We start from the raw sequence: 26,896 nt of genomic DNA on the forward strand, positions 1-26,896 counted from the left end.
TCGGAAGTTGGTTATGACAAGACTGTTACTCATACTCTCTCTTTTCACATGTTCAACGCTCTCTTTTGCTTACAGCGTACAACCCATGGTAAGCGAAATATCACCAAGTGGGTCAAATTCTCAATTAATGATGAAGGTTGAGAACACCAGCACAGAACCGTTAGAGTTACAAATCGACCCCTACCACCTGCAATTTAATGAAAACCAGACAGAAGAGTTAGTCGAAGCTTACGATGATATTCTCGTCATTCCCCCCACAGTCACTGTGCAGCCAGGACAGTTTCAATCCATCTTAGTGCGCTACATTGGCGATCCATCAATCCTTACATCAAAAAGCTATCGTGTCGTGTTCGACCAAGCAGAGGTACAAAACAACTCAAATAAAGGGGAATCAAGCATTAAGATGAAGTATCAATTTTTAACACTTCTCAATGTAAAGCCCGCAAACTCAAGCCCAGACATTAAACATGAACGCACCTACACAGAAAACGGGAAATGGTTTTTGGAACTAACAAATAATGGTACCAGCTACGCTCGCCTATCAAGAATGGAATGGAAGGTTGGTTCGCCAGGCAGTTTACTCGCCATTACAGCGAATGATATTCGATCACACATCAGCGGCAACTTACTGCTTCCTCAGCAAACACGCTCATTTGAGTTCATCCCTTTTGACGGTATTGAACCTCAAGCCATGGCCGTTCAGATCAAGGAAAGCAAGTAATGACTCGTGGCTTTCTATGGTTAATGCTGATCATTCCTATAACATGCAAGGCATTAGTTATAGAGCCTTTGGTATTAGAGATGAACCGCCAGCAGCAGGGACAAATCATCATCTCTAATCCAACTGCCCAACCATTAGCCGTCGATACACAAGTATTAGAAATCGACTTTGCTCAGGCGGTGGCACTGCTTGAGGCAGATGATGCTCTTTTGGTTTATCCACCAGCAGTTTTACTTCAACCAGGTGCGAAACAGAGTATCCGCTTGATATGGCAAGTCGCTGGGACGATGGATCGTTCACGTAGTTTCTATATCCGTTTCACCACACCAAAGATCAATGTTGTCACCGAGCCCAGCACGAGTCGCGTTGACGTGCAAATAGACTATAACGCATTGATTCATATTGCGGACAAGCAGCACCGACCCATCATTGCAATAGCCGATCAATATGTCGAGTCGCAATCTTTAGTCGTTAAGGTAGAGAACCAAGGGAGTGGTTACGACTCACTGGTCAATTACACGCTGACTGATACCAGTAGCAAGCCTGTCATTGCTCAATTAGCCGATTCAGTGGGAAATGTGTTCTTCCCGCCCATGAGCACGAGCCATCTGCGGATACCGCTGGTAGAACTTGATTCGAGCTTTAACTTCTCTGCTCCTTTAACCTTGAAACGCACCTCCCCCATCAAAGATTAATGCAAGGATGAGTCTATGTGGCGCAGAAATGGCTTCTACTTGCTTGTATTATTTTGGGGCTGCTCAGTTTTCGCCTCCATCAACCCTTTTGGGCGCGCCATCACCATTACCAGTGTGCTGCGCACTGAACAACGAATCCTTGGGCAAGTTGAAGTCGAAATCGGTGCAGACGGGAGTCTAACCTTACCAACGGATAGTACTTCTATCTTGCTAGCAAAAGTGCTGCCGGACAGTGTGATTGATTCTTTCCAGATCCAATCTATCGATAACCAATTGACCGGACAAACGCTTGAACAGCTAGGCTTCCCAATCCAACTAGACCCAGCAACATTCGAACTGCTCATCGCCATTCCTCTGCAAGCAAATAGGATTTACCCCCTCTCAATGGCAACCTCAGAGGGAAAAAGAGAATATACCGAAGCTAGCCCTTTCAGCGGCTATGCTAACTTGTTCCTCAGCGGCTCTCGAAACGATGTGATCAGCGAAGGCTCTAGTGGCGATGACACTTACTCACAAAGCCATCGTCTTCAATCTGGTCTTAACTACCATGCTGCCAACCTCACTTATGAGGCTGAATATCTCGATTCAGACACCAGTGAAGCGCAATACAACCGCGCGTCGACAAAACTGACTTATGACTTTCCAAGCCAAGGCACCCGCCTAACCCTTGGTGATACCAACCCTGAAACCGCCTCTTTTCAAGATGGTGCTGATATGCTCGGGATATCAATAAGCCGAGACTTTAACGAGATTCCCACCCGCAACGTTCGCCCAACCGCGACACAACAGTTTACCTTGGCGCGCACTTCTGATGTCGATGTGGTGATTGATGGGGTTGTGGTGCAAAGGCTAACACTGCCGGCTGGGCGCTATAACCTCAGTGACATCCCCCTTGCTCAAGGCAGTAATGACATCAACCTTGTCATTAAAGATCAAGCCGGTAATGAAGAAACCATCTCTTTCTCAATCGCTGTCGATAGCGACCTGATCAAACAGGGAGAATTTGAATATGTGATGAGCGTCGGTGCTCCTGCCAGTTACTCCAATGGCAAACGTGACTATGATGGCGAGCAGTTGCTCGTTAACGGACTGGTAGAAATTGGCGTAACCCCATCTTGGACGCTCGGGCTCAACGGGCAATACTATGACAGCAATTATCAAATAGGCACCAAGCTTCTTAATGCATGGCGTTTTGGTACAACAGAAGTCGTTGCGAGCCACAGCCAACACGGTATTTCTGGCAGTGGTGAAGCCTTACGGCTGGGCTATTCCTCACCCAGCGAACTTTATGAGGAGTTTGGTATCCGGTTAGATGTTCGTTATGAGTACTACTCGCCAACCTTTACCCAAGTCATGATAGATGAAGTCGATACGTCCAGTCTCAACCAACACTATGGGCAAGTATCCCTCTCTATGCCGCTTTTCCATTACTATCGTGCAGGGTTAAATGTTAACTACCGCGAGCGATATGAACAAGATGAAGGCTATTGGTCTATCGGCTCAAGCTTCTCGGGCCCAATAGTCAATACTCGCGCCACCTTTGGCCTTAATCTCAACTACACTGCTAGCCCATCTAGTAAAGACGAGTTTGATGTCTCTGCAACACTGAGCTATCCACTTGGTCGAAAACACCGCTTCGTGGGACGCTATCAAACTAATAACAACCTCTATCAGCTCGACTACAGTTATCGCAACAACACAGGCAGTGTTGGTGGTACTTCTGTTAATGCAACTGTCAGTCATGATGATAGTGACGATTTGGAGTTTGATGGTGGAATAGATTACACCGCGAACCGCTTCAATATCAGCTTTGACCACGACTCACGCTTTAGCGAACTCGATAGCGACCTAAATCGTGTCGACACCACTAGGCTAGAGTTAGGCACGGCGATAGCATTCTCTGGTAGCAATGTCGCCATTGGCCGCCCAGTTGGTGAGAGCTATGCCGTTGTCAGCACTCATAACAACTTGAGCTCTAACAAAGTTCTACTTTCACCGAGCAGTCAAGGTAGCGCGCGCGCAGAGATCAACCATGGAACTAACGTTCTACTGCCAGATTTGATCGCCTATGCGCCGCAACTTATTACCTACGATGTTGAAGACCTACCTCCCGGTTACGACTTAGGCGCAGGCCTATTCTCTGTTAACCCTACACTGGGGCAAGCCTATCACCTTCAGATTGGCTCAGATGCGGTTCTGACATTGATAGGAACTCTTGCAGACAAACAAACGCTTGTCCCCATACCCTTGGTCGCTGGTAAAGCTTACAAACCAGATACCCCTGAACAGAGCATTGAGTTTTTTACTAATCGAAAAGGTCGCTTTGCAGTGATGGGAATGTCGGCGGGAGAGTGGGTGATCGAGCTTCAAACCAACCCCATCAAGCGCACTGTTATCAACATGGTTGAGAACGAAACCATGCTAGACCAAAAAGGGACTCTTTATGTTGAATAACGTTATATTGAATACACTGACGGCTAAACATCTCAGCTTTTGGCGCTACTCTGTGCTTATAAGCACTTTACTTGCCACGTTCAATGCTTTGGCTTGTGATGGCCAAATCACCCCAATAGCACAGAACAACACCAACAATCACTATGATGTGTTTAACACAGGAACTTACGCGCTACAGCAGCACTTTACGCTGGAAACGTCAACCTCATGTGAAACACAACTGGTCATATCAACACTCGATCAGTCAAACACCGTCACTGGCTTCGGTCAACAGCTTCAGTTCGGTTTTTACTCGGCGAGTGGGGATTCAAAAAACCATCAAATTGCCTTTGCACCATTGCAAGGCGATACCTCCCACAGCTTTTCACTTCGCTATCTATCAGGCCAATATGCCGCAGCAGGCACGCTTTCAAATACCTTAAAAGCCCAACTCATCAATAAAGCAACACAACAAGTTATCAGTGAGCAAGAGTTTGAGCTCACCACCCAAGTGACCGCCAGCGCAGCGGTCTATTTCTCTGGCTTGAATGAGCACCATACCTTCGTTGACTTAGGGGCGCTTTCGAGTAACAAAGTCATTTCACACCTACCGACTCTGCGTGTCATCAGTACTAGCCCCTATATTGTCAGTTTTTCTTCTGATGGATTAGGCAAGCTCACACACGCTACGGGTAACCCTCAATGGTTCATTGACTATCAATTGATGGCAAATAAAGACACTTTAGAGCTATCGAATGGCAAACAAAAGTGGCAAGCAGCGCAAATGACCAACCAGCTAGGCGAGTTAATTTCGCTTTCCATGCGGATAGGAAATACTGAGGAAAAACCAGCAGGAGACTATCAAGATACGATTCATATTTCGGTTCTTCCAGAACTCACCATCGCACCATGACACATGCCTGCAACCATGTCTATAAGTACAAAAAAACCTGCCGAAGCAGGTTTTTCTATTCATTCATAATTGAGCTTATCGATTAAGATTCACTCTCTGCACGTGCTTTACGCTGAGCAGATTTGCGCTGGTTACGCTCTGTTTGGTTCTTGATGAAACCAGCGAGCTCTTTCTCGCCCCAAGCTTGAGCTTCCGCTTCTGTTTTAAAGCCCATTTCGCGCTTTGAAACAGTTGTTTTACGTGAAGTCACTTGACGAGTGATCTCTGCGCACCAGCCTTCACGTTTTTCAACAACGCGAACGGCAAATTTTTTACTAGTCGACATTTTCATATTCCTAAAGGATTGGGCATCGCTTACTTCGGTTAGAGTTATCCATATCTAAAAAGCGAACTTTTTGGGTAATCAGCTTAATATTAAGAGCCTATACCAACATTGGTAACACACCATCCCTTGGTAAGGGCGCTATTAGAGCATAGATACCTGCCTTCTGGTAATCATTTATCGCGTTTGAGCGCAATTAAGCTCGCGTGTTGTTGTACGCTTCAAGCTCTTGAATCGTTGTTTGAGCAATCACTTCACCGTCTAGGTAGAAAGTCACATTGTCTTCTTGCTTCACTCCAATTAACGTTGCCTGCTCACCCGTATTGTAAGTGATGTCCATTTGCAGTGTGTTTTCATCAATTTGCTGCATCTGGCCCTTTTCAATCGCACGCACTTCACTGATTGGCGGCACTGGTGCTTCGGTCAGTGATGGATCAAGCTGATGATTGATCTCAATGTATGTCCCTGTCTTTGTATCAAAGATGTGTGGATTACCATTGATTGGGTTTTTACCTGTCCAGAACTCTAGTGAGTTAAACACAATGTAGTCTGCTGCAACCGTAATACCGTAAACAGGCGCCAACAACATGTTTAGGCCACCACGCGCATAACGGTTATCAACGGCTTTTACGTTGAACTCCATCAACTTGCCTGTCACTGCATTGCTACCAACACAACCTGAAAGGGCTAATACGACGCCCGCAACCGCGCTCAGTTTGATGATTTTATTATTCATTTTTTTGTATTACTCACTGCTATGTAGAAATTGGCGCGCATAGTACTTAAGCCACTAAAAATCTCTGTTAGGAAATTGTCAGATTTGCGTGCTCCAGATAACAAAAACGCCAGTCAAGTGACTGGCGTTCTATTTGGGTTGTAAGAATTATCGGAAATTAGCCGATGTTCTTACGTGCGTTCTGGAACATACGCATCCAAGCGCCGTTCTCACCCCATGAATCTGGAGCCCAAGAGTTTGCTACCGTACGGAAAACACGCTCTGGGTGAGGCATCATGATAGTCACGCGACCATCTTGAGTCGTAAGGCCTGTGATTGCGTTTGGTGAACCGTTCGGGTTGTTCGGGTATTGCTGTGTTGGGTTGCCGTTGTTGTCAACGTAACGCACAGCTACCGTACCTGACGCTTCAATCGCTGCTAGGTGGTCAGCATCACGAACTTCTACGCGACCTTCACCGTGAGACACAGCGATAGGCATACGAGATCCCGCCATACCATCGAAGAATACTGAATCAGACTTCTGAACTTCAACCAAGCTAAAGCGAGCTTCAAAGCGCTCAGATTCGTTACGAACGAAACGAGGCCATAGGTCTGCACCTGGAATCAGCTCTTTCAAGTTCGATAGCATCTGACAGCCGTTACATACACCTAGCGAGAAAGTGTTGTCTCGGTTGAAGAAACCTTGGAACTGGTCACGAGCGGCCGAGTTGAACAGGATAGACTTAGCCCAACCTTCACCAGCACCTAGAACGTCACCGTATGAGAAGCCACCACAAGCAACAAGGCCTTGGTATTCATCTAGAACCGCTTGACCCGTTAGGATATCGCTCATGTGAATGTCAGTAGCTTCAAAGCCTGCACGGTCAAATGCCGCTGCCATTTCAACGTGAGAGTTCACACCTTGCTCGCGTAGAATCGCCATCTTAGGTTTAGCACCTTTTGCGATGTATGGCGCTGCAACATCTTCGTTGATGTCAAAGCTTAGGTTTACGTTCAGACCTGGGTCAGAGTTGTCTTTCTTCGCTTCAAATTCTTGGTCAGCACAAGCTGGGTTGTCACGTAGGCCTTGCATCTTATGCGTTGTTTCAGCCCAGATAGTACGAAGCTCTGTACGCGAGCGCTCAACGATAACCGCATCACCAGACGTGATAACAAAGTTGTCTGTTGCTTCCACTGAACCAATCACGTGTGAACACGCTTCTAGGCCATTTGCGGCTAGCACTGCTTTTACCGCATCTAGGTCATCGTTCTTAACCTGAACAACCGCACCTAGCTCTTCGTTAAATAACGTTGCTAGAACATCATCATCTAAGTTCGCGATATCTGCTTTCACACCACAGTGACCAGCAAATGCCATCTCAGCTAGCGTTACGAATAGACCGCCATCACCTTTATCGTGGTAAGCCACCAGCTTGTCATCACGAACCAGTGTTTGCATTGCATCAAAGAAGCCTTTTAGCTGCTCTGCGTTATCAACGTCAGCCGGTTTATCACCAAGCTGCTTGTAAACCTGTGCCAATGCTGTTGCGCCTAGACGGTTCTTACCGTTACCTAGGTCAACAAGAACCAGTGAGCTATCACCTTTATCAGTGCGAAGCTGAGGAGTTACCGTCTTACGAACATCTTCTACACGACCAAATGCAGTGATAACCAATGAAAGTGGTGATGTCACCTCTTTGCTTTCACCGTTATCTTCCCACTTAGTCTTCATCGACATTGAGTCTTTACCTACTGGGATAGTAAGGCCAAGCGCTGGACATAGCTCTTCACCGACCGCTTTCACCGCTTCGTAAAGACCTGCGTCTTCACCTGGGTGACCCGCTGGAGACATCCAGTTAGCAGACAGTTTGATATGCTTGATGTCGCCGATATCTGTCGCTGCAATGTTCGTTAGAGACTCACCTACCGCTAGACGTGCTGAAGCACCAAAGTCTAGAAGTGCGACTGGCGTACGCTCTCCCATAGACATCGCTTCGCCGTGGTAAGAGTCGTAGCTCGCTGCGGTTACTGCGCAGTTTGCAACCGGCACCTGCCAAGGACCAACCATTTGGTCACGTGCAACAAGACCCGTTACCGTGCGGTCACCGATAGTGATTAGGAATGTTTTCTCTGCCACTGTTGGTAGACGTAGAACACGGTCAACCGCTTCGTTGATTTCGATACCATCACGAGTAATCGCTGGGCTATCAACCTTTAGCGTTTTCGCATCACGGTGCATCTTCGGCGTTTTACCAAGCAAGATATCCATTGGCATATCGATTGGTGTGTTGTCGAAGTGAGAATCTTCTAACGTTAGGTGACGCTCTTCAGTTGCAACACCCACAACCGCATAAGGCGCACGTTCACGCTTACAGATTGCATCGAATACTTCCATATTCTCTGGCGCAACTGCCATTACGTAACGCTCTTGAGATTCGTTACACCAGATCTCAAGTGGGCTCATGCTGAGTTCGTCGTTTGGTACATCACGTAGCTGGAATAAACCGCCACGCTCACCATCGTCACAAAGCTCTGGAAGTGCATTCGAGATACCGCCCGCGCCCACATCGTGGATAAACGCAATTGGGTTGCTCTCACCAAGCTGCCAACAACGGTCGATCACTTCTTGACAACGACGCTCCATTTCTGGGTTTTCACGCTGTACAGAAGCAAAATCAAGGTCTTCAGCAGATTGACCAGAAGCCATTGATGAAGCAGCGCCGCCACCAAGACCGATGTTCATTGCAGGACCACCTAGCACGATTAGCTTCGCGCCTACAGGGATCTCTTTCTTCTGAACGTGCTCATCACGGATATTACCCATACCACCAGCAATCATGATTGGCTTGTGGTAACCACGGATCTCTTCACCCGCGTGAGACGTCACTTTTTCTTCGTAAGTACGGAAGTAGCCTAGTAGGTTAGGACGACCAAATTCGTTGTTGAACGCCGCGCCACCTAGTGGACCTTCTAGCATGATATCTAGAGCATTTACAATGCGACCTGGCTTACCAAAGTCCGTTTCCCATGGCTGTTCAAAACCAGGAATACGAAGATTAGAAGTGGTAAAACCAACCAGACCTGCTTTTGGCTTACCGCCGATACCTGTTGCGCCTTCGTCACGAATCTCACCACCAGAACCTGTCGAAGCACCTGGCCACGGAGAGATTGCTGTTGGGTGGTTGTGCGTCTCAACCTTCATCAGGATGTGCGCATCTTCATTGTGATAGTTGTATTGACGAGTTTCAGGATCTGGGAAGAAACGACCCACTTTAGAACCTGTCATTACCGCTGCGTTATCTTTATATGCAGACAGAACGTGGTCTGGTGTCGTTTCAAATGTGTTCTTGATCATCTTGAACAGAGACTTCTCTTGATCAACGCCGTCGATCGTCCAGTCTGCGTTAAAGATTTTGTGACGACAGTGCTCTGAGTTTGCTTGAGCAAACATCATGAGTTCGATGTCGTTCGGGTTGCGACCCAGCTTAGTGAAGTTTTCTACCAGGTAGTCAATTTCATCTTCCGCAAGAGCAAGACCTAGAGAGACGTTTGCCTCTTCTAGTGCTGCGCGACCGCCAGCAAGAATATCAACGTGAGCAACAGGTGCAGGCTCAGCCACAGTGAATAGCGCGGCAGCTTGTTCCATTTCAGTGAAAACCGCTTCCATCATGCGGTCATGGATCAGTGCTTTAACAGCCTGAACTTGCTCTTCAGAAAGGTCTGCAGATGACTCAAGGTAGTAAGCAGTACCGCGCTCTAGACGGTTCACTTTGCCTAGACCACAGTTGTTTGCGATATCTGTTGATTTTGATGACCAAGGAGAGATCGTACCTGGACGAGGAGTCACTAGAAGTAGAAGACCTTCTGGCGCATGCTCTTCGATTGTCGGACCGTAAGTCAGCAGTTTCTCTAGCTTCTCAATTTCTTGAGTATCTAGGTCTGATGTTAGGTCTGCAAAGTGCATAAACTCGGCGTAAATACCTGTTACAGGTAGGCCTTGTTCACGACAAAGTTCCAATAGTTTGTTTACACGAAACTCTGAAAGAGCTGGGGAACCACGCAAAATTCTCATGTGCTTAGGTCTCTTATGCAATGAATTAAGATAAAATTAGCCTAAATTCAGATACTTAAATCAAAAGTATTGAACTTATGTCAATTTCATCTCCCTGTTGCGAGCGCATTATATAGCAATTGGTTTTGTGATGTAACACCAAACGCAACCGTTTGCGTCATTTTTTTTCATTTCATGATGCTTAAATTTAGCGACAGGAATGATTTGTCCATTGGGCAAGGGCTTTGCTCAAGCTATAAGAGCTGTTATAAAGAAGGTCTAAACGATAAATTACTACCTTGACGTTGGCTGCATGTTGATAAAATCTCGAGCTTTTCTTGTTATTGCCCTTTCCAGCTTAACGCTGCTCATGGGGTGTCAGTATGACTCTACCCCAGACAGCGAATTGCAAGAGATCAAAGATCGCGGAGTACTGCGCGTCGGTACCATCAACAATCAACTGTCCTACTATATTGGTCCTGATGGCCCAGCTGGCTTAGATTATGAGCTTGCTCGCGAATTTGCCGATGAGCTCGGCGTACGCCTAGAGATGCGACCAGCTTATCGCATATCCAACCTCTACCCTGCACTGCAGAACGGTGAAATTGACATTATTGCTGGCGGTCTCACTCAGGCAAGCGCCAAAGAGACCCCATTCCGTGCTGGCCCTGCTTACTATTACGTGAGCCAACAAGTCGTCTACAAAACAGGCAGCTGGCGACCAAGAAACCTTGGTCAACTAGTGGATCGTTTACCACAACTGGTTGCTGAAAGTGACGTTGAAAGCACATTAACGATTGCAGACAATGCTGAATTTAATCGCACATTGAGTAGCATTAAGCAACTCAACCCCAGCTTTCAGTTTTGGGTCGACCTCGACTCAGATGTAAACCAGCTTCTGCAATCTGTATCGACCGGTGAAATCCAATTTACTGTGGCGGACTCGGTTGAGCTATCACTGTCTCAACGTATCTACCCTGAACTTGCGATTGCTTTCGAGTTGACCGAAGACCAACCTGTCTCTTGGTTGCTGAGACGTTCAGACGATGAAAGTTTGTATGCTCTGACGATTGAGTTCTTTGGTAAGCGTAAACAGAGTGGTTATCTAGACAAGCTAGAAGAGAAATACATCGGCCATATTGGTAGCTTTGATTATGTTGACACTCGTGCCTTCATTCGAGCACTTGATAACACGCTGCCGAAATGGGCGCCGCTATTCCAGAAATACTCGGGCGAGTTTGATTGGCGCCTGATTGCGGCTCTTGCCTATCAAGAGTCACACTGGAAACCGCATGCGAAATCCCCGACGGGTGTGCGCGGTATGATGATGCTCACTCTACCAACCGCAAAAAGTGTCGGCGTGTCTAATCGACTCGATCCTGAACAATCTATTCGCGGTGGCGCTGAATATCTTCGCCGCATGGTTGCGCGTATTCCTGACAGTGTGACTGAGCACGAAAAGATTTGGTTTGCTTTAGCGTCATATAACGTGGGCTATGGTCATATGATGGATGCTCGCCGCCTGACACGAGCACAGGGTGGCAACCCTGATGCGTGGGCTGATGTGAAAGAGCGCTTGCCGCTGCTGCGTCAAAAGAAATATTACAGCCAAACTCGCTATGGTTATGCGCGTGGCGACGAAGCTCAGAAATATGTCGAGAATATTCGCCGCTATTATCAAAGCATCATTGGTCACGTTGAGAAACACCCAGAGCTTGAAAACGACGAAAGCAAAGAGTTTACGGTAATTGAACCGGTCATATCAGCGGCGCAAGGCAGCATCTCTAGCGCGCAAGGTTCTATATCAGAAGCCAAACCTACTCTTAGCGCTGCGGCTGAAACCGAGGAAAGCCAAGATAGTGAAGCACAACGTTAGCCACCATCAACGGACAAATTTGAAACTGCGACACTGAAAAGAGTCCGTTGAAGTGCAAATTATCTTGAGTTATTGCACTATTTCCATAATATAGGCGTTTGCCATAAAGAAATGGCAGTTGAGTATGGAGGTTTGTATGCTCAGACGCAGAAGACTATCTCAACGCCTCAACAAGACAGTTTCCGCTAATCGCCGCAAGCGAGTACTAGCAAATAACAAAAAGAAACTGATTCGACGTAACAATACTTACGTTCAACTACTGGCTAGTTGAGTTGAGCTAGATAGCAAAGCCGTTGCTCGGGAATAATAGATACTCGGGCAACATCCCCTCCCTTCTTTTGATCCCACGCTTATTCATTACTTTTTGCTTCCAGCAAACGCTTGGCTTGTTTCTCCGCTTTAATCTCTTTTCGACGGCGTTTGAAAAAAGCCTGCAACTGCTCTCGGCACTCTCGCTCAAGCAATCCACCTTCAACGTCAGCATAGTGGAAGGCCGCTTTGCTATCGAATAGGTTTAACACTGTGCCAGCAGCGCCAGCTTTAAGGTCACTTGCACCAAATACCACTCGCTTGACTCGGCTGTGCAGTAGCGCACCAGCACACATCGGGCACGGTTCTAACGTCACATATAAAGTGGTATCTAACAAACGATAGTTGTCTAAAAGCTTACCTGCTTGACGTAGCGTTTGGATCTCAGCATGAGCCGTTGCATCATTATCAATAATGGAGCGGTTATACCCTTGAGCCACGATCTCTCCATCTTTTACCAAGAGCGCCCCTACCGGCACTTCGCCCAAAGCTTCTGCCTTCGCAGCAAGTTCAATGGCGCGGCGCATAAAGGCTTCATCTTGTGAATCGAATAGAGGGTTAGCTTGATTGATGTTCATGATTGTCGTGACTCAGTTTTGCAGATAAGTAATCGATTAGTGTACGCACTTTAGACGTCAGCATTCTGTTTTGCGGATAGAGTGCCCAGATGCCCTCTTTGTTACCTCGGTAATCCGTCAAAAGCTCAATCAGCTCACCAGAGGCTAAATAGGGCTGCACATAATAATCGGGAAGTTGCACAATGCCCAACCCTTTTAGTGCCGCGTTGAGTAAAGCATAGCCACTATTACACTGCATTCGCCCTCGAACCTGTACAAGCCGCTCTACTTTGCGATCATCAAAGCGCCAATACTGGGTACTACCCTGCAAACAATTGTGATATTTGAGCTCTGATAAAGAGTGTGGCTCACCATATTGCTTTAAATACTCTGGACTTGCACAGACAAACATGTGTCTATCGCGCAGCTTCTTGGCCATCATCGTGGAATCATCCAGTCGCCCTAAGCGCACGGCAAGATCAAACCCTTCTGCTACCAAATCTTGCTTTTGGTTTGACAACACCAGTTCAAGCTCAAGGCTTGGGTGCTCCATCAAAAAATCGTGCATGAGTGGCGCTATCACCTGCTCACCATATGTCACAGGCGCGGTCATTTTAATGCTACCTTTCGGCGTCAATTGCAGTTGGTTCACCGCTAACTCCGCATTATTCAGCCCCTCAACCAACGGTTTGCAGTGTTGATAATAAGTTGCACCCACTTCAGTTACTGTTACCTTTCTGGTTGTGCGTGAGAGCAGTTTTACCCCGAGCCGCTCTTCTAAGCTGTTAACTCTGCGACTCACATTGGCGACAGAGGTCCTCATCCGTGTGGCCGCTTTAGTAAAGCTCTGCTCCTCTACAACAGCAACATACTCAATGACCCCTTCCCATTGACTCATAACGTAACAGCCCCCAATTATTACAACTGCGTAATAGTGTATTTCAAAAATGCCGGATTATCACTTTATTGAGAATATATATACTGGACCCAACAACGCAAACAAGCCAGCTTCTACTATTCTTAACTGGCACTTCTCACACAGGATCAGAAGGTAACTCTCATGACTGAACAATTTATTAAATCACGTGCTGCTGTCGCTTGGGGACCAAATCAACCGCTTAAAATGGAAGAAGTTGACGTGATGCTGCCAAAAGCCGGTGAGGTCTTGGTACGCATTGTCGCAACGGGAGTTTGTCATACCGATGCATTTACACTCTCTGGTGATGATCCTGAAGGTATATTCCCAAGTATTTTAGGCCATGAAGGTGGCGGTATTGTGGAAATGATAGGTGAAGGCGTCACCAGTGTTGAAGTGGGTGACCACGTGATTCCTCTCTACACGGCAGAGTGTGGTGAATGTAAGTTCTGTAAATCGGGTAAAACTAACTTGTGCCAAGCCGTGCGTGAGACTCAAGGTAAAGGTCTGATGCCAGATGGTACAACTCGATTCTACAAAGACGGTGAGCCTATTTATCATTACATGGGGTGCTCAACCTTCTCTGAATACACCGTATTACCGGAAATATCACTGGCTAAAGTGAATAAAGAAGCACCGCTAGAAGAGGTCTGCCTACTTGGTTGTGGTGTGACTACGGGCATGGGCGCGGTACTCAATACAGCGAAGGTTGAGAAAGGCGACACTGTAGCGATCTTCGGCTTAGGCGGAATTGGTCTATCTGCGATCATAGGCGCTCGCATGGCTGGAGCCAGTCGCATCATTGGTGTTGACATCAACGAGAGCAAGTTTGAGCTTGCGCAACAGCTCGGTGCAACCGATGTTATTAACCCACAGAAGTTCGATAAACCGATTCAAGAAGTGATCGTTGAGATGACAGATGGTGGCGTGGACTACTCGTTTGAGTGTATCGGTAATGTCAATGTCATGCGCCAAGCCCTAGAGTGCTGCCACAAAGGTTGGGGTGAGTCAGTGATCATTGGGGTAGCTGGCGCAGGCCAAGAGATCTCTACACGTCCATTCCAGTTGGTGACCGGTCGCGTGTGGCGCGGTAGTGCCTTTGGTGGTGTCAAAGGCCGCAGCGAACTGCCAGAGATCGTCAATCGTTACATGGCTGGTGAGTTTGGTCTGCAAGAGTTCATTACTCATACCATGCCTCTTGAAGAGATTAACGAAGCGTTTGAGTTAATGCACAAAGGTGAGAGTATTCGTTCCGTTATTCATTACTAATTCCCCCAACTAACCAAGACGCTAGCGGATCTCTAGCGTCTTTTAGGATCACTCAACAATGAACTTAGAAAACATCAGCCAAGCCAAGGTGTTTGGCGGTTGGCATAAGCAGTACACACACACTTCAACCGCTCTCGATTGCGACATGCGTTTCGCGATATTTTTGCCGCCTAATGCCACGAAAGAGACACCTGTTCCAGTTATGTACTGGCTATCAGGCCTGACATGTACCGACGAGAACTTCATGCAAAAAGCAGGAGCCTTTCGCAAAGCAGCAGAGTTAGGTATAGCTATTGTCGCCCCAGATACCAGCCCTCGCGGAGACAAGGTTCCAGATGATCCCAACGGTGCATACGATTTTGGCTTAGGCGCAGGTTTTTACCTCAATGCCAGTCAACCCCCATGGTCTGGGCACTATCAAATGTACAGCTACATTGTTGATGAGCTACCAAATCTGATTGAAGCGCATTTTCCAGTAACGCAGCAACGGGCGATTTCTGGCCACAGTATGGGGGGGCATGGTGCACTAACTATTGGCCTAAAACACCCAGAGTCTTTCTGTTCTATTTCTGCTTTTAGCCCGATTGTAAACCCGATGAACTGCCCTTGGGGGCAAAAAGCCTTCCATCACTACCTTGGTGATGATCGAACAACTTGGGCTCAATACGACAGTGTCGAACTGCTAAAAACACAAAGCAGTATTCCACCGATCCTTATTGATCAGGGTGATAGCGACAGCTTTTTAACGGAGCAACTGCAACCGGAGAAACTAATGGCTGCAGCCGAGCAAACTGGTCACGTTATTGAGCTAAGAATGCAGGCGGGTTATGACCATAGCTATTTCTTTATTCAGAGCTTTATTGAAGAGCACCTCGACTTTCACGCCACACACCTGTTCCCAAACACTGACGATGAGTAACACAACACGAACCTATCCAACCCCATAAAAACACAAAGCCCGTCATGAAGACGGGCTTTGAATATCTGGAGTATAAGCGGTTTACATTGTGTAAGTGTAAGGTGCTTGAATACCTAGAGGGATACCTAGAGCCCAGTATGCCAGTAGGAAGATAGTCCAACCAATTAGCATCGCAATAGAGTAAGGCATCATTAGAGAAGCTAGTGTACCGATACCTGTCGACTTAACATAACGCTGACAGTAAACCACAACTAGTGGGAAGAATACCATCAGTGGAGAGATAATGTTCGATACAGAATCACCAACACGGTACGCTGCTTGAGATAGCTCTGGAGAGATACCTACTGCCATTAGCATTGGTACAAGGATAGGACCAATCAATGCCCACTTCGCAGAAGCAGAACCAACCAATAGGTTAACGAATGCCGTTAGAAGAATCATACCAACGATGGTTGCTTCACCAGCAAGGTTCATCGCTTTAAGACCTTCAGCACCATAAAGCGCTAGCATAGTACCGATGTTTGACTGTGCGAAAGCCGCTAGGAACTGAGCACAGAAGAATGACATTACAATGTAAGCGCCCATAGTCGACATTGTGTCGCCCATCGCTTTAATTACATCGTTGCTGTTCTTAAATGTGCCTGAAACGCGACCGTAAACATAGCCTGGAATGATAAACAGGATGAAGATTAACGGTACGATTGACTGCATCAGTGGTGCAGAAAATGCTGTGATTTCACCTTCAGGAGAACGCAACGCTGAAGACTCAGGGATGATAGCTGCTACAAGCAGCGCGATACCCGCAACCATAGCCCAACCCGCAGCGCGGAAAGCTTTTGATTCAGTTTCAGTGAAAGTACCAAGATCTGGTGCCTCTTCAGCATCTTCATCAATCTCAGTATTAGCAAGGCGAGGTTCAATAACCTTCTCTGTCACAATCCAACCGATAGTCACAATCAGAATTGAAGATAGACCAGTAAAGAAGATATTTGATAGTGGGTTAACGATGTACTCTGGATCCAGTACGTTAGCAGCTGTTTGTGTAAAGCCAGCTAGTAGTGGGTCGATACCAGATGGAACAAAGTTCGCAGCAAAACCGCCCGATACACCAGCAAACGCAGCTGCAATACCAGCTAGAGGGTGACGACCTGCTGCGTGGAAGATGATACCACCTAGAGGAATAACAAGAACGTAACCTGCGTCCGCAGCAGTGTGCGATACGATAGCAACCAAGATAAGCATTGGTGTTAGAAGTTTCGCTGGTGTGAAGTTCAGCATCTTCTTAAGGCCAGTAGTGATGAAGCCTGAAGAGTCAGCAACACCAACACCTAGCATCGCTACTAAAACGATACCTAGAGGTGCGAAGCCAGTAAAGGTTGTCACCATATTTGCTAGGAAACTCGCTAGAGCTTCACCAGTTAGAAGGTTTGTAACTTCTAGAGCGTCACCAGTACGCGGGTTGATCAGGTCAAAAGAGACGTTTGAAAGTGCAGCTGATGCTACCCATACGATAACTAGTGCCCAGAAGAACAGGATTGCTGGATCAGGAATTTTGTTACCTGCTCGCTCAATAAAGTTCAAAAAGCGATCCATGCCGCTCGGCTTCGGCTCTGGTGCTTTATTAATTGCTTGGTTACTCATGATTAGTCCACATGTTTTGTGTTGCTTTGAATGACTTCGAATCGAGTCTATTTTCGGCGGGTATTGTAGTCAATTCGAATAAAGAAAGCACAAATAACTGTAGCAAAATGTAATATTAGTGAGATATTTTGCAAAAACGCCATGGGCGTGTAACAGGAAATACACACTAACACTCTCAACTGTAAAACAATTTACCTACCACTATGAAAACTCATTGATGTATGGCGGAAGTTGCCGATTTTCAGCTTTGGGGTAGTATTCAAGAAAAATAGCAGCTAATTGTCACTAAACTCACTGTATTTAGAGATCATGGTTTTTAGCTCTACCGACTGGGTTTCACCGAGCCTATCCTGCCAACTTGATTTGATGGTGACGGTTTTTAATGCCCCCGATACGGTCGCAGCAGGTACTGTCCATTCAAGGGTATAATCCCCCGCAGAGATTGCTCCTGTTTCTATTGCTGCAAAACTAGCCGTAGAAATCGTAGAGAATGCATCTGACGCCCCCCGAGTGCGGAACCACTCGAGTTGGTTTTCTGCTAAACGAAGGGCCTCAAGGCTTTTTACTGCATAGTTGGACTGCTGCTCCATGTGTACTTGTAACTTCATCAGGCTGATGGCCCCAACCCCAAGCAATAGAAAAGCTATCAGCACTTCGATAAGACTAAAGCCATATTGTTTAGAGATCATGCCAAGAGCCTCTTTGCCATCGAGGAGTAATGAGTGCGCTTCTAGAATTATCGATTATGTCCTTATTGTATCTAAAGTCTAATGAATCAAAAAAAACTGCTGCCTGATCTGTACTATCGAAATATTGACCGCCTGAGACAGTAAATGACCCATGCTGATAATAAGAGGCAATCGTTCTATAAGACGCTTCTACGACACTTGAAGAGTGATGCAAATGATTGTTCGCATCAAACCCTGACCAGTCGGCGGGTGTTGGAGTATAGTCATAGTTGAAGTGGAACAGGACACCTTTAAATTTATTGTCAGACGCTCCAGAGCTTGGAGCTCCCATGATTGAAAACAAGCCATCATGAACAAGAACTGTCACCCCATCTGTACTTTGAGTAGCATCAACTAAGTTGTTGTAGTCGGTGATTTTAATTTCACAATGCCCTTCCACCCAAAGGTGATGATGCCCTGCTTGAATTGCATCAATCAATGCTATTCCACATTGCGCGCCTGCAGCAGAGATTATATTAAATACACCATTATCTCGAACCTCATTATGTTTCTCTGATTTGACACCAAAATAAGATTCAAATGGTGTTACGTCACTATCCTTTAAAAAGTCCTTGCCTCCTCCAACACCACTTAAAACCGATGTCATATGGTTATTAGCACTTGTATTTGCACAATCTTGATTCGTAGGGTTAGTAAAATTGGTGTACGGAGGCTCACCGTGGATAATGCCTTTGTTATCAGAAACTGCTGAATAAAACCTATTCTTATAACGCAGTGCGATGCACTCCCACCCATCCGTTCCTAGCAACCCTGGATCTGGGGTAGAAAATGTCGCGCTTGAATTAAAATAAATATCAGCGCTCGACTGCATTGCTCCAAAATCTAAACTTCCCGACAGGAGGATCGCCTTATGCAAGCTTTTGTAACCTGCACTGGATGAAACACGATAACCGTATGAGCTGGCTATAAATGTGGGGAACACACCAAAACCTGTATCACAATCCGTTATATTCAGAGGTACACTTCTCTGAACTTTAAACTGAGCCCAGCCACACTCCAACCCACCCTCAGCCAACCAATGCACCTGCCGAGCCTCTATATGGTTATTTGCTCTCTTAATTTGAAAATAGAGCGACTTATAGCTGCCCAAAACCATAATCAACACCACCAAAAGTAAAGCACTGACCACAAAGAGTACTGCCGCTCCGGTTTGTTTTTGTCTCACTGCCAATTCCTCTGCTTGATGGTTAGTGCCTGCCTTGACTCTATGCTTGGTTGGTCTGTAATGTGAGTCACAACTTCGATGCTGACTAGCGCCGTTCTTGCTTTTAGGCCCTCTACTCTTTCGCTTTTCACCTCAAAGTTGCTGAGCTCTATCACTTTGCTATCAAAAAGATTAAAGCAAGTTCCTGTTCCGGTCAGATTAACCACCTCATTGATATCCATGAGTGTGGTACGTTTTTTTTCACACACCAATAGCGAGTTGCTTGCTCCACTGCGCTGTTGATACACAACATTTTTATACAAAGGCAAAGCGCCTGATGTACCTACCTGATAGGCGTACGCTACCAACCCATGATTAACACCATTGAGGGTATATAACGTATCTGTTGCACCCGATATCCGCACAGAGTAACCATTATTTCCATCATACCCGGCACGCTGGAGATCACTGCTGAGCATCTGAACGACACTCGCCGTATTTTGAAGCAAGGTTAGTTGTTTATAGCGCTCTGCCGCCACTTTGTGCACATTGATGTACAAAGAACCAATGGCCATCAGAGCAACAATGCCGATGACCGATGCAATCATTAGCTCAATAAGCCCAGCTCCAATCTGCTTGTTTATCGACATCTAGACTCCCTTCTAGTTACACAATGCAAAACCATAGAAGTTCTCATTATTGTCACTGTCGCTACACACACGCACCCGAGCCGACTGCGTGTGTGAAATAAGTTTAAGTGATTGGTCAGCGCTAGCTATTGGATGAAACTTGATATTGCCGGAAGACGGGCGACCATGCACATCATCAAAACTGATTTGATTTGAAGCATACCCAACCTCAACAACCAGACCTCGAAACTCATTACCATCGAGCTTTTGCAACACATCACCGGAACCTGGGGTTTCATTATCCGTTAGTTCAATTTTCCATTGCCCATCGGCCGATGACACACCAGACATAATCACATGTGCCCATAGGCGCTCACGCCTTAGCACCGCTTGCGACTTGCCTAACAACACGATGCCATGCAGTTCTGCCGCTAGCCGTTTCATCTTGCTGCTTTCTGTTACAGCCTTATAACTAGGAGCAGCCCAGCTGATCAACAGGGCTAAAACCACTAGCGTGATCAACAACTCCAACAAGGTAAACCCGCGATTCAACTCGAAAAACTCCCTGTAAACACTGATATTCAATGGATAACTATTGAACAAATGCTATCAGCAATGAACACTGGTTTAAGTTGAATAAAACAGTGTATGGAAATGATTCAAAAAGAAATGTGTAACAACAGAGTAAAGCGACATCGGGGCATGACATTGATCGAAATATTGATTGCCGTTGTGATCATTGCCGTGCTTACGAGTATTGCTTATCCGAGCTATACCCAACATGTTACTCAGTCGCACCGACAAAGTGCCAAAGCGGATATGTTGAAAATTCAGTTACTTTTAGAAAAAGGTTATACGTCTGGCTATAGCACTAATGAAGTGCTATCGGGAGGCTTGTGCTTAGTCTGCGATACAGACAGTCAGCGCTATGATATCGATATCACTATTTCTGGCTCTCAATACAGCATTAGCGCAACGCCACTGGCAACAAGGGGGCAAAACAAAGATAAGTGTAATGGGAGCCGTTATTCAGAGCTAACACTCAACCAAGCTGGTCAAGCTGAGCCCTCTGAGTGTTGGTAACAATAAAGAAAGGGAAAAATTGGGCTGAGAGTTCAGCCCAAAACAATTTATGCGATGCGGTCTTTATCCCACGCCGCGAGCTTTTCTGCTCGAGCCGCTTCACGCGCTTCACGTTTTTTACGCGCATCACAAGGCTCAGGGCAGTTACACACTTTATCAATGCCTACTGCGCCTAGACCGCCACAGCTGCCTTTAACCACTTTTTTCTGGAAGATGTAACCTACTGCCATTGCTGCAATGACCGCTAAGAAAACACCAAATGTAATTAAAAATGTGCTCATGCTTACCTCTAATTCTGATATTGCTTGTAAGCGCTTGATACGCGCTCTACAAACCCATCTTCTGTCTTAATTATCATCATTGCTGGAATATTTTCCAGCTCGGCAACGGCCATACCCGCTTCTTCACCCATCACCATAAGACCTGTGGCTAAGCCATCAGCAGTCATTGAAGAAGCATCAATCACCGTCACGGAAACCACATAATTATTAATCGGCTTGCCTGTGTGTGGGTCAATGATGTGTGAATATCTTACGCCATTTCGCTCAAAGTAATTACGGTAGTCGCCAGAGGTGGCCACGGCCATATCACCAGGCTCAATAATCTCTTGAATCGAGCGCTCATCCGCTGTCGGCTTTTCTATCGCGATACGCCAAGGGATACTTTCACGGTTCACGCCTTTTAGACGCATCTCACCGCCGACTTCGACCATATAGTCGTTAATCCCTAGGTCATTCAGATACTCGGCTAATACGTCCACTCCCCAGCCTTTTGCGATAGTAGAAAGGTCTACATAAAGTTCAGGAATATCTTTAGTTAACGCATTTCCGTCAATCTTTAAGTGGTGGATACCTGTCATCGCTTTACGTTCAGCCAGCTTCTCATCACTTGGCACTTTATCTCGGCGTGCTTCTGGGCCAAACCCCCAGAGATTGACCAGAGGCCCTACCGTCACATCGAGTGCGCCTTGAGTTAGACCGTTCAAGCGAATCGCTTCTTTCACCACAAGGGCTGTTTGTGGTGATACCTCAAAAGGCTCACTGCTTGTATGCTGATTGAATCGGCTTAGCTCAGAATCCGCTCGATAGGTAGACATTTGATCGTTCACCTCTTCCAGCAAGCGATCGATTTCTTGTTGTACTGCCTCTGAGGTAGGAAGACCTTCTTGGCTAATGTACTTAATATTGTAACTTGTGCCCATAGTTGGGCCACTTAAATGCACTTGCTGACGAGGTTGCTCACAACCTACGAGTGCCAACAAGGAAGCTAATGCAACAAGCCAAACTTTCACTCATTCACTCCTTAAATCCAATTTTTAAATATTCATAGTACAGAGCTAAATCGACTCTCTACTATAAACACTCTCTTTCAAAAACAATGGCTGACTCTATGAGTCAGCCATTAGTATCAATACGTTAGCAAAATGCTTGCTAACTTATGTACTTGTGGGATTAGCCACCGAAGTCATCAAGAAGGATATTCTCTTCTTCAACACCAAGGTCTTTTAGCATGCCGATAACAGCTGCGTTCATCATTGGTGGACCACACATGTAGTATTCACAATCTTCTGGCGCTTCGTGATCACGCAGGTAGTTCTCGTAAAGCACGTTGTGAATGAAGCCTGTGTAACCATCCCAGTTATCTTCTGGCATTGGATCAGACAGCGCACAGTGCCATACGAAGTTGTCATTTTCAGCTTGTAGGCCGTCAAAGTCTTCTACGTAGAACATTTCACGTTTAGAGCGAGCACCGTACCAGAAAGACATCTTACGCTTAGAGTGCAGACGTTTTAGCTGATCGAAGATATGTGAGCGCATTGGTGCCATACCCGCACCGCCGCCGACAAAGACCATTTCTGCGTCAGTATCTTTCGCGAAGAACTCACCAAATGGACCAGAAATCGTACACTTATCACCCTCTTTAAGAGACCAGATAAATGAAGACATGATGCCTGGTGGCACATCAGGGTTGTTTGGTGGCGGAGTTGCAATACGCACGTTCAGCATAATAATGCCGTGCTCTTCTGGGTAGTTAGCCATTGAGTATGCACGGATTGTCTCTTCGTTAACCTTAGACTCGTAACGGAACAAGTTGAACTTATCCCAGTCTTCACGATATTCCTCAGGTACATCGAAGTCAGCGTATTTAACGTGGTGAGCAGGCGCTTCAATCTGGATGTAACCACCAGCACGGAAAGGTACTGATTCACCATCTGGGATTTGAAGTTTAAGCTCTTTGATGAATGTCGCTTTGTTATCGTTAGAGATAACCGTACATTCCCACTTTTTAACACCAAAAATTTCTTCTGGAAGCTCGATGTCCATGTCAGTTTTCATTGCAACCTGACATGCTAGACGTTCACCCTCGCGCGCTTCACCTTTAGTAATATGGTCAAGCTCGGTTGGCAGAATGTCACCACCGCCTGATTTTACTTTTACGCGACACTGACCACATGAGCCACCGCCACCACAAGCAGAAGAAACGAATACGCCAGCGCCCGCTAGAGCGCTCAACAGCTTTCCGCCTGGTTGTGTAACGATCGCCAATGATGGGTCATCGTTCACAGCGATCGTAATGTCACCTGATGGTACGAGCTTAGATTTAGCGAATAGAATCACTAATACTAGAGCCAGTACGATTAGGGTAAACATCACTACACCAAGAATAATAGTATTCATTGATTATTCCTTAATTGTTACGGTTTACCCGAATTACAGTTGAACACCAGAGAAAGACATAAAGCCTAACGCCATAAGACCTACTGTGATGAACGTGATACCAAGGCCGCGTAGACCCGGAGGCACATCAGAGTACTTCATCTTCTCACGAATACCTGCAAGCGCTACGATTGCTAGCATCCAGCCGATACCAGAACCGAAGCCGTAAACGACTGATTCTGCGAAGTTGTAGTCGCGCTGTACCATGAAAGATACACCACCGAAGATCGCACAGTTCACCGTGATAAGAGGTAGGAAGATACCCAGCGCGTTATATAGCGGCGGGAAGAAACGGTCTAACACCATCTCTAGAATCTGTACCAAAGCAGCGATAACACCAATGAACGTAATGAAGTTCAAGAAGCTAAGATCAACACCTTCAACTAACACGTTTTCTTTCAACACTAGGTTGTAAAGAAGGTTGTTCACTGGTACTGCGATAGTCAATACAACAACAACCGCGACACCTAGGCCAAATGACGTTTTTACTTTCTTAGAAACCGCTAGGAATGTACACATACCCAGGAAGAAAGAAAGAGCCAAGTTTTCGATGAAAATCGATTTAACTAATAAGCTAATGTAATGTTCCATAACGTCCTTACTCCTTCGCTTCTACTTGTTCAGGCTTGAACACACGGATTGCCCAAATTAGGAAACCGATCAAGAAGAAAGCGGATGGTGCGAGTAGCATCATACCGTTTGGCTGATACCAACCACCATTGCTCACAAGCGGCAATACTTCCATACCAAATAGCTTGCCTGAACCAAACAGTTCACGGAAGAAGCCTACTGTGATGAGTACAAAACCGTAACCTAGACCGTTACCAATACCATCAATCAAAGAAGGAATTGGCTCTGACTTCATCGCATATGCCTCTGCACGGCCCATAACGATACAGTTAGTGATGATAAGACCTACGAATACCGACAACTGCTTAGAGATGTCGTAAAGGTATGCCTTCAACACTTGGTCTACCACGATTACCAATGAAGCGATGATCGCCATCTGAACGATGATACGCACACTGTTTGGAATGTGGTTACGGATTAGAGAAACAGAGAAGTTAGACAGTGCCGTAACGAAGATTACCGCGAGTGTCATTACAAATGCTGTTTCAAGCTTGGTCGTTACTGCCAATGCAGAACATACACCTAGAACCTGAAGCGCAATCGGGTTGTTATCCAAGATTGGCGAGACTAGGTTTTGTTTCATGTCTTTAGTCGCTGACATTAGTTCAAGCCTCCATCACGAACTGAGGTAAGGTATGGACCAAAGCCCATGTCACCCAACCAGAAGTCGAAAGTGCCCTGAACACCGTTGCCGGTCAGTGTTGCGCCAGATAGGCCGTCAACACCGTGTTCAGAACCGGCTGGTGCGCCGCCTTTCACGATTTGGATTGCTGGTTTGTGGTTTTCATCAAACAGTTTTTTACCCACAAACTGTGCACGCCATGCTGGGTTCTCAACTTCACCACCAAGTCCAGGTGTTTCACCTTGCTCGTAGTAAGTGATGCCCGATACTGTGTTACCGTCACTTTCAACAGCAACAAAAGCGTACATCATTGACCAAAGACCGTTACCGTGAACAGGAAGGATGACTTTTGAGAAACCATCTTCTGCTTTCACTAGGTAAACCACACCCGTGTTAGCACGGCGTAGGATTTTAGCGTTATCTTCATCTGAAGCTAAGCGAACTGACGTTGCAGGATCTTTCGCTGCCTTACGTTGGTCGTATGCTTGCGCATCGCCTTCAACGTATTCGCCGGTATCAAAGTTTACCAAGCGAGGCTCGATGTACTCGGCAAAAAGCTCAGGTACTGAACCCTCAGCTGAGATGCCTGCGACTTCAACAATCTTGCTCTGCTTATCAAGCACAGCGTTGGCTTGTTGCTTGCTGCGAAGGCCCACTGCTGCCGCTGATACGATGATTGAACAAACTAAGCTAAGTCCGACAACAACGCCCAGCGTCTTTTTAATGCTATCGTTATTACTTGCCATAGCGCGCTAGTCTCCGTTTGATGTTCTTCTCGATTACAACGTGGTCGAACAAAGGTGCAAACAGGTTCGCGAATAGGATAGCCAGCATCATACCTTCTGGGTATGCTGGGTTAACCACACGAATCATTACACACATTGCGCCAATCAAGATGCCGTACCACCATTTACCTGTATTAGTAAATGATGCCGACACTGGGTCAGTCGCCATGAAGAACATACCGAATGCAAAACCACCAAGTACTAGGTGCCAGTGCCAAGGCATGCTGAACATTGGGTTAGTGTCTGAACCGATGACGTTGAACAGTGTTGAAACTGCAATCATACCAACCATAACACCTGCGATGATGCGCCACGATGCGATTCGCATGTAGACTATCATTGCAGCACCAATTATCAGCGCTAGCGTCGATACTTCACCGATAGAGCCTGGAATGTTACCAATGAACGCATCCATCCAAGTGATAGGCGCGCCAGTAACTACATTCATAAGCTCGCCGTTACCGCCCTGTGCCCACTGGCTTAGTGCTGTTGCACCAGAGAAGCCGTCAGCAGCAGTCCAAACTACGTCACCCGAGATTTGTGCTGGGTAAGCAAAGAATAGGAATGCACGACCAGCTAAAGCCGGGTTTAGGAAGTTGCGGCCAGTACCACCGAAGATCTCTTTTGCAACAACAACACCAAAGGTAATACCTAGTGCCGCTTGCCAAAGAGGTAGCGTTGGTGGAACGATCAAAGCAAACAAGATTGAAGTCACAAAGAAACCTTCGTTAACTTCGTGCTTACGAACCATACAGAACAGTACTTCCCAGAAACCACCAACGATAAATACCGTTGCATAGATAGGTAGGAAGTAGGTTGCACCTAACAGCATCTTACTTGCCCAACCGGCCTCTGCGGTGAGTGTCCCGCCGAGCATCTCGGTTAGCCAGTAGTGCCAGTTACCTGCAATTACTTGGTTAAGCTGGTCGCCAACATAAAGGTGGTTAAGCGCAGTAATTGCCTGCCCACCCGCGTTGTACATACCCCAGAACATTGCCGGGAATACAGCGAACCAAACCATGATCATGATGCGTTTTAGGTCAACGCTATCACGTACGTGCGAGCTCTTTTTAGTGACAAGACCAGGCGTGTAGAACAGCGTTGCCGCTGCTTCATAGAGAGCAAACCACTTTTCGTGTTTGCCGCCGGGTTCAAAATGATGCTCGATGTCTTCAAGAAACTTCTTAAGAGCCATGAGGA

At 46.4% G+C, this 26,896-nt stretch carries 24 protein-coding genes and 1 pseudogene; 8 read left to right on the plus strand and 17 right to left on the minus strand.

What is annotated here, in order from left to right; translation table 11 throughout:
* Positions 1–13 precede the first annotated feature (13 nt).
* The 4 genes from QWZ05_RS09420 to QWZ05_RS09435 are packed head-to-tail and all read left to right on the plus strand — an operon-like array spanning position 14 to position 4,762.
* Entirely contained in the window at positions 14–721 is a 708-nt protein-coding gene (locus tag QWZ05_RS09420) for a fimbrial biogenesis chaperone (RefSeq protein ID WP_290298112.1), read from the plus strand.
* On the plus strand, positions 721–1,416 hold the full coding sequence (locus tag QWZ05_RS09425; RefSeq protein WP_290298114.1) for a fimbria/pilus periplasmic chaperone: 696 nt from the start codon (positions 721–723) through the stop codon (positions 1,414–1,416). The genes QWZ05_RS09420 and QWZ05_RS09425 overlap by 1 nt, the downstream gene beginning before the upstream one ends.
* 15 nt (positions 1,417–1,431) lie before the next feature.
* Positions 1,432–3,870, plus strand: coding sequence for a fimbria/pilus outer membrane usher protein (locus tag QWZ05_RS09430; RefSeq protein WP_290298116.1), 2,439 nt, complete (start codon positions 1,432–1,434; stop codon positions 3,868–3,870).
* Positions 3,860–4,762: a hypothetical protein gene (locus tag QWZ05_RS09435; RefSeq protein WP_290298118.1), complete on the plus strand. Its 903-nt coding sequence runs from the start codon at positions 3,860–3,862 to the stop codon at positions 4,760–4,762. Before QWZ05_RS09430 ends, QWZ05_RS09435 begins: the two co-directional genes overlap by 11 nt.
* 94 nt (positions 4,763–4,856) lie before the next feature.
* Here the strand turns inward: QWZ05_RS09435 and QWZ05_RS09440 are convergent.
* The 3 genes and pseudogenes from QWZ05_RS09440 to purL form a co-directional block, all read right to left on the minus strand.
* Positions 4,857–5,087: pseudogene (locus QWZ05_RS09440) on the minus strand (DUF3622 domain-containing protein); the annotation flags it as partial.
* Positions 5,088–5,280: 193 nt separating this feature from the next.
* Positions 5,281–5,820: a DUF3332 domain-containing protein gene (locus QWZ05_RS09445; protein ID WP_290298120.1), complete on the minus strand. Its 540-nt coding sequence runs from the start codon at positions 5,818–5,820 to the stop codon at positions 5,281–5,283.
* Positions 5,821–5,977: 157 nt separating this feature from the next.
* Positions 5,978–9,871 carry a phosphoribosylformylglycinamidine synthase gene (purL, locus tag QWZ05_RS09450; protein WP_290298122.1) on the minus strand — a complete coding sequence of 1,298 codons (3,894 nt, stop codon included), beginning with the start codon at positions 9,869–9,871 and terminating at the stop codon, positions 5,978–5,980.
* Positions 9,872–10,163: 292 nt separating this feature from the next.
* Between purL and mltF the strand changes: the two genes are divergently transcribed.
* Positions 10,164–11,726 (plus strand): membrane-bound lytic murein transglycosylase MltF, encoded by a 1,563-nt coding sequence (mltF, locus tag QWZ05_RS09455; protein ID WP_290298124.1) that lies wholly within the window; start codon positions 10,164–10,166, stop codon positions 11,724–11,726.
* A 350-nt stretch (positions 11,727–12,076) separates the two neighbouring features.
* On the opposite strand, the gene tadA is transcribed toward mltF, so the two are convergent.
* Both tadA and QWZ05_RS09465 read right to left on the minus strand, forming a co-directional pair.
* Positions 12,077–12,613 carry a tRNA adenosine(34) deaminase TadA gene (tadA, locus tag QWZ05_RS09460; RefSeq protein WP_290298126.1) on the minus strand — a complete coding sequence of 179 codons (537 nt, stop codon included), beginning with the start codon at positions 12,611–12,613 and terminating at the stop codon, positions 12,077–12,079.
* Positions 12,594–13,490, minus strand: coding sequence for a LysR family transcriptional regulator (locus QWZ05_RS09465; RefSeq protein WP_290298129.1), 897 nt, complete (start codon positions 13,488–13,490; stop codon positions 12,594–12,596). The genes tadA and QWZ05_RS09465 overlap by 20 nt, the downstream gene beginning before the upstream one ends.
* Before the next feature lie 162 nt (positions 13,491–13,652).
* Between QWZ05_RS09465 and QWZ05_RS09470 the strand changes: the two genes are divergently transcribed.
* Together QWZ05_RS09470 and fghA are read left to right on the plus strand one after the other, a co-directional pair.
* Entirely contained in the window at positions 13,653–14,777 is a 1,125-nt protein-coding gene (locus tag QWZ05_RS09470) for an S-(hydroxymethyl)glutathione dehydrogenase/class III alcohol dehydrogenase (RefSeq protein ID WP_290298140.1), read from the plus strand.
* A 58-nt stretch (positions 14,778–14,835) separates the two neighbouring features.
* Positions 14,836–15,696: an S-formylglutathione hydrolase gene (gene fghA / locus QWZ05_RS09475; protein WP_264874933.1), complete on the plus strand. Its 861-nt coding sequence runs from the start codon at positions 14,836–14,838 to the stop codon at positions 15,694–15,696.
* 81 nt (positions 15,697–15,777) lie between these two features.
* Here fghA and QWZ05_RS09480 read toward each other — a convergent pair whose 3' ends face one another.
* From QWZ05_RS09480 to QWZ05_RS09500, 5 genes are all read right to left on the minus strand, one after another.
* Positions 15,778–17,337 carry an AbgT family transporter gene (locus tag QWZ05_RS09480; RefSeq protein WP_264874932.1) on the minus strand — a complete coding sequence of 520 codons (1,560 nt, stop codon included), beginning with the start codon at positions 17,335–17,337 and terminating at the stop codon, positions 15,778–15,780.
* A gap of 275 nt (positions 17,338–17,612) precedes the next feature.
* The gene (locus QWZ05_RS09485; protein ID WP_290298145.1) at positions 17,613–18,026 is read right to left on the minus strand and encodes a type IV pilus modification PilV family protein; all 414 of its coding nucleotides are present in this window, start codon (positions 18,024–18,026) and stop codon (positions 17,613–17,615) included.
* Positions 18,016–19,251: a hypothetical protein gene (locus QWZ05_RS09490; RefSeq protein ID WP_290298147.1), complete on the minus strand. Its 1,236-nt coding sequence runs from the start codon at positions 19,249–19,251 to the stop codon at positions 18,016–18,018. Before QWZ05_RS09490 ends, QWZ05_RS09485 begins: the two co-directional genes overlap by 11 nt.
* The gene (locus QWZ05_RS09495; RefSeq protein WP_373875499.1) at positions 19,248–19,880 is read right to left on the minus strand and encodes a PilW family protein; all 633 of its coding nucleotides are present in this window, start codon (positions 19,878–19,880) and stop codon (positions 19,248–19,250) included. Before QWZ05_RS09495 ends, QWZ05_RS09490 begins: the two co-directional genes overlap by 4 nt.
* A 12-nt stretch (positions 19,881–19,892) precedes the next feature.
* Complete coding sequence (locus QWZ05_RS09500) at positions 19,893–20,411, minus strand: pilus assembly FimT family protein (protein WP_290298149.1); 519 nt, start codon at positions 20,409–20,411, stop codon at positions 19,893–19,895.
* Between the two features lie 117 nt (positions 20,412–20,528).
* On the opposite strand from QWZ05_RS09500, the gene QWZ05_RS09505 reads away from it, so the two are divergent.
* On the plus strand, positions 20,529–20,942 hold the full coding sequence (locus QWZ05_RS09505; RefSeq protein ID WP_290300773.1) for a type IV pilin protein: 414 nt from the start codon (positions 20,529–20,531) through the stop codon (positions 20,940–20,942).
* 47 nt (positions 20,943–20,989) lie between these two features.
* On the opposite strand, the gene nqrM is transcribed toward QWZ05_RS09505, so the two are convergent.
* From nqrM to QWZ05_RS09540, 7 genes are all read right to left on the minus strand, one after another.
* Positions 20,990–21,223: a (Na+)-NQR maturation NqrM gene (gene nqrM / locus QWZ05_RS09510; protein ID WP_164647542.1), complete on the minus strand. Its 234-nt coding sequence runs from the start codon at positions 21,221–21,223 to the stop codon at positions 20,990–20,992.
* Positions 21,224–21,231: 8 nt separating this feature from the next.
* Positions 21,232–22,233, minus strand: a complete 1,002-nt coding sequence (locus tag QWZ05_RS09515) for an FAD:protein FMN transferase (RefSeq protein WP_264874927.1) — start codon at positions 22,231–22,233, stop codon at positions 21,232–21,234.
* 160 nt (positions 22,234–22,393) lie between these two features.
* Entirely contained in the window at positions 22,394–23,620 is a 1,227-nt protein-coding gene (gene nqrF / locus QWZ05_RS09520; protein WP_264874926.1) for an NADH:ubiquinone reductase (Na(+)-transporting) subunit F, read from the minus strand.
* A gap of 33 nt (positions 23,621–23,653) precedes the next feature.
* Positions 23,654–24,250, minus strand: a complete 597-nt coding sequence (nqrE, locus tag QWZ05_RS09525) for an NADH:ubiquinone reductase (Na(+)-transporting) subunit E (RefSeq protein WP_264874924.1) — start codon at positions 24,248–24,250, stop codon at positions 23,654–23,656.
* Between the two features lie 7 nt (positions 24,251–24,257).
* Positions 24,258–24,890 carry an NADH:ubiquinone reductase (Na(+)-transporting) subunit D gene (locus QWZ05_RS09530; RefSeq protein ID WP_264874923.1) on the minus strand — a complete coding sequence of 211 codons (633 nt, stop codon included), beginning with the start codon at positions 24,888–24,890 and terminating at the stop codon, positions 24,258–24,260.
* Entirely contained in the window at positions 24,890–25,657 is a 768-nt protein-coding gene (locus tag QWZ05_RS09535; protein WP_264874922.1) for a Na(+)-translocating NADH-quinone reductase subunit C, read from the minus strand. Before QWZ05_RS09535 ends, QWZ05_RS09530 begins: the two co-directional genes overlap by 1 nt.
* Positions 25,647–26,891 (minus strand): NADH:ubiquinone reductase (Na(+)-transporting) subunit B, encoded by a 1,245-nt coding sequence (locus QWZ05_RS09540; RefSeq protein WP_264874921.1) that lies wholly within the window; start codon positions 26,889–26,891, stop codon positions 25,647–25,649. Before QWZ05_RS09540 ends, QWZ05_RS09535 begins: the two co-directional genes overlap by 11 nt.
* Between the last annotated feature and the right edge of the window lie 5 nt (positions 26,892–26,896).

The organism is Vibrio agarivorans (genome assembly GCF_030409635.1).
In the GTDB taxonomy this organism is placed as follows: Bacteria; Pseudomonadota; Gammaproteobacteria; order Enterobacterales; family Vibrionaceae; genus Vibrio; species Vibrio agarivorans.

What these genes read in the sequence shown, in the direction of transcription:
- fghA (WP_264874933.1), top strand. Translation starts at nt 14,836, where the DNA reads ATGAACTTAGAAAACATCAGCCAAGCCAAGGTGTTTGGCGGTTGGCAT.
- QWZ05_RS09485 (WP_290298145.1), bottom strand. Translation starts at nt 18,026, where the DNA reads ATGATCTCTAAACAATATGGCTTTAGTCTTATCGAAGTGCTGATAGCT.
- QWZ05_RS09480 (WP_264874932.1), bottom strand. Translation starts at nt 17,337, where the DNA reads ATGAGTAACCAAGCAATTAATAAAGCACCAGAGCCGAAGCCGAGCGGC.
- QWZ05_RS09445 (WP_290298120.1), bottom strand. Translation starts at nt 5,820, where the DNA reads ATGAATAATAAAATCATCAAACTGAGCGCGGTTGCGGGCGTCGTATTA.
- QWZ05_RS09530 (WP_264874923.1), bottom strand. Translation starts at nt 24,890, where the DNA reads ATGTCAGCGACTAAAGACATGAAACAAAACCTAGTCTCGCCAATCTTG.
- tadA (WP_290298126.1), bottom strand. Translation starts at nt 12,613, where the DNA reads ATGAACATCAATCAAGCTAACCCTCTATTCGATTCACAAGATGAAGCC.
- QWZ05_RS09430 (WP_290298116.1), top strand. Translation starts at nt 1,432, where the DNA reads ATGTGGCGCAGAAATGGCTTCTACTTGCTTGTATTATTTTGGGGCTGC.
- QWZ05_RS09420 (WP_290298112.1), top strand. Translation starts at nt 14, where the DNA reads ATGACAAGACTGTTACTCATACTCTCTCTTTTCACATGTTCAACGCTC.
- QWZ05_RS09535 (WP_264874922.1), bottom strand. Translation starts at nt 25,657, where the DNA reads ATGGCAAGTAATAACGATAGCATTAAAAAGACGCTGGGCGTTGTTGTC.
- QWZ05_RS09435 (WP_290298118.1), top strand. Translation starts at nt 3,860, where the DNA reads ATGTTGAATAACGTTATATTGAATACACTGACGGCTAAACATCTCAGC.
- QWZ05_RS09465 (WP_290298129.1), bottom strand. Translation starts at nt 13,490, where the DNA reads ATGAGTCAATGGGAAGGGGTCATTGAGTATGTTGCTGTTGTAGAGGAG.
- QWZ05_RS09495 (WP_373875499.1), bottom strand. Translation starts at nt 19,880, where the DNA reads ATGTCGATAAACAAGCAGATTGGAGCTGGGCTTATTGAGCTAATGATT.
- mltF (WP_290298124.1), top strand. Translation starts at nt 10,164, where the DNA reads ATGTTGATAAAATCTCGAGCTTTTCTTGTTATTGCCCTTTCCAGCTTA.
- QWZ05_RS09470 (WP_290298140.1), top strand. Translation starts at nt 13,653, where the DNA reads ATGACTGAACAATTTATTAAATCACGTGCTGCTGTCGCTTGGGGACCA.
- nqrE (WP_264874924.1), bottom strand. Translation starts at nt 24,250, where the DNA reads ATGGAACATTACATTAGCTTATTAGTTAAATCGATTTTCATCGAAAAC.
- QWZ05_RS09505 (WP_290300773.1), top strand. Translation starts at nt 20,529, where the DNA reads ATGTGTAACAACAGAGTAAAGCGACATCGGGGCATGACATTGATCGAA.
- purL (WP_290298122.1), bottom strand. Translation starts at nt 9,871, where the DNA reads ATGAGAATTTTGCGTGGTTCCCCAGCTCTTTCAGAGTTTCGTGTAAAC.
- QWZ05_RS09425 (WP_290298114.1), top strand. Translation starts at nt 721, where the DNA reads ATGACTCGTGGCTTTCTATGGTTAATGCTGATCATTCCTATAACATGC.
- nqrM (WP_164647542.1), bottom strand. Translation starts at nt 21,223, where the DNA reads ATGAGCACATTTTTAATTACATTTGGTGTTTTCTTAGCGGTCATTGCA.
- QWZ05_RS09540 (WP_264874921.1), bottom strand. Translation starts at nt 26,891, where the DNA reads ATGGCTCTTAAGAAGTTTCTTGAAGACATCGAGCATCATTTTGAACCC.
- nqrF (WP_264874926.1), bottom strand. Translation starts at nt 23,620, where the DNA reads ATGAATACTATTATTCTTGGTGTAGTGATGTTTACCCTAATCGTACTG.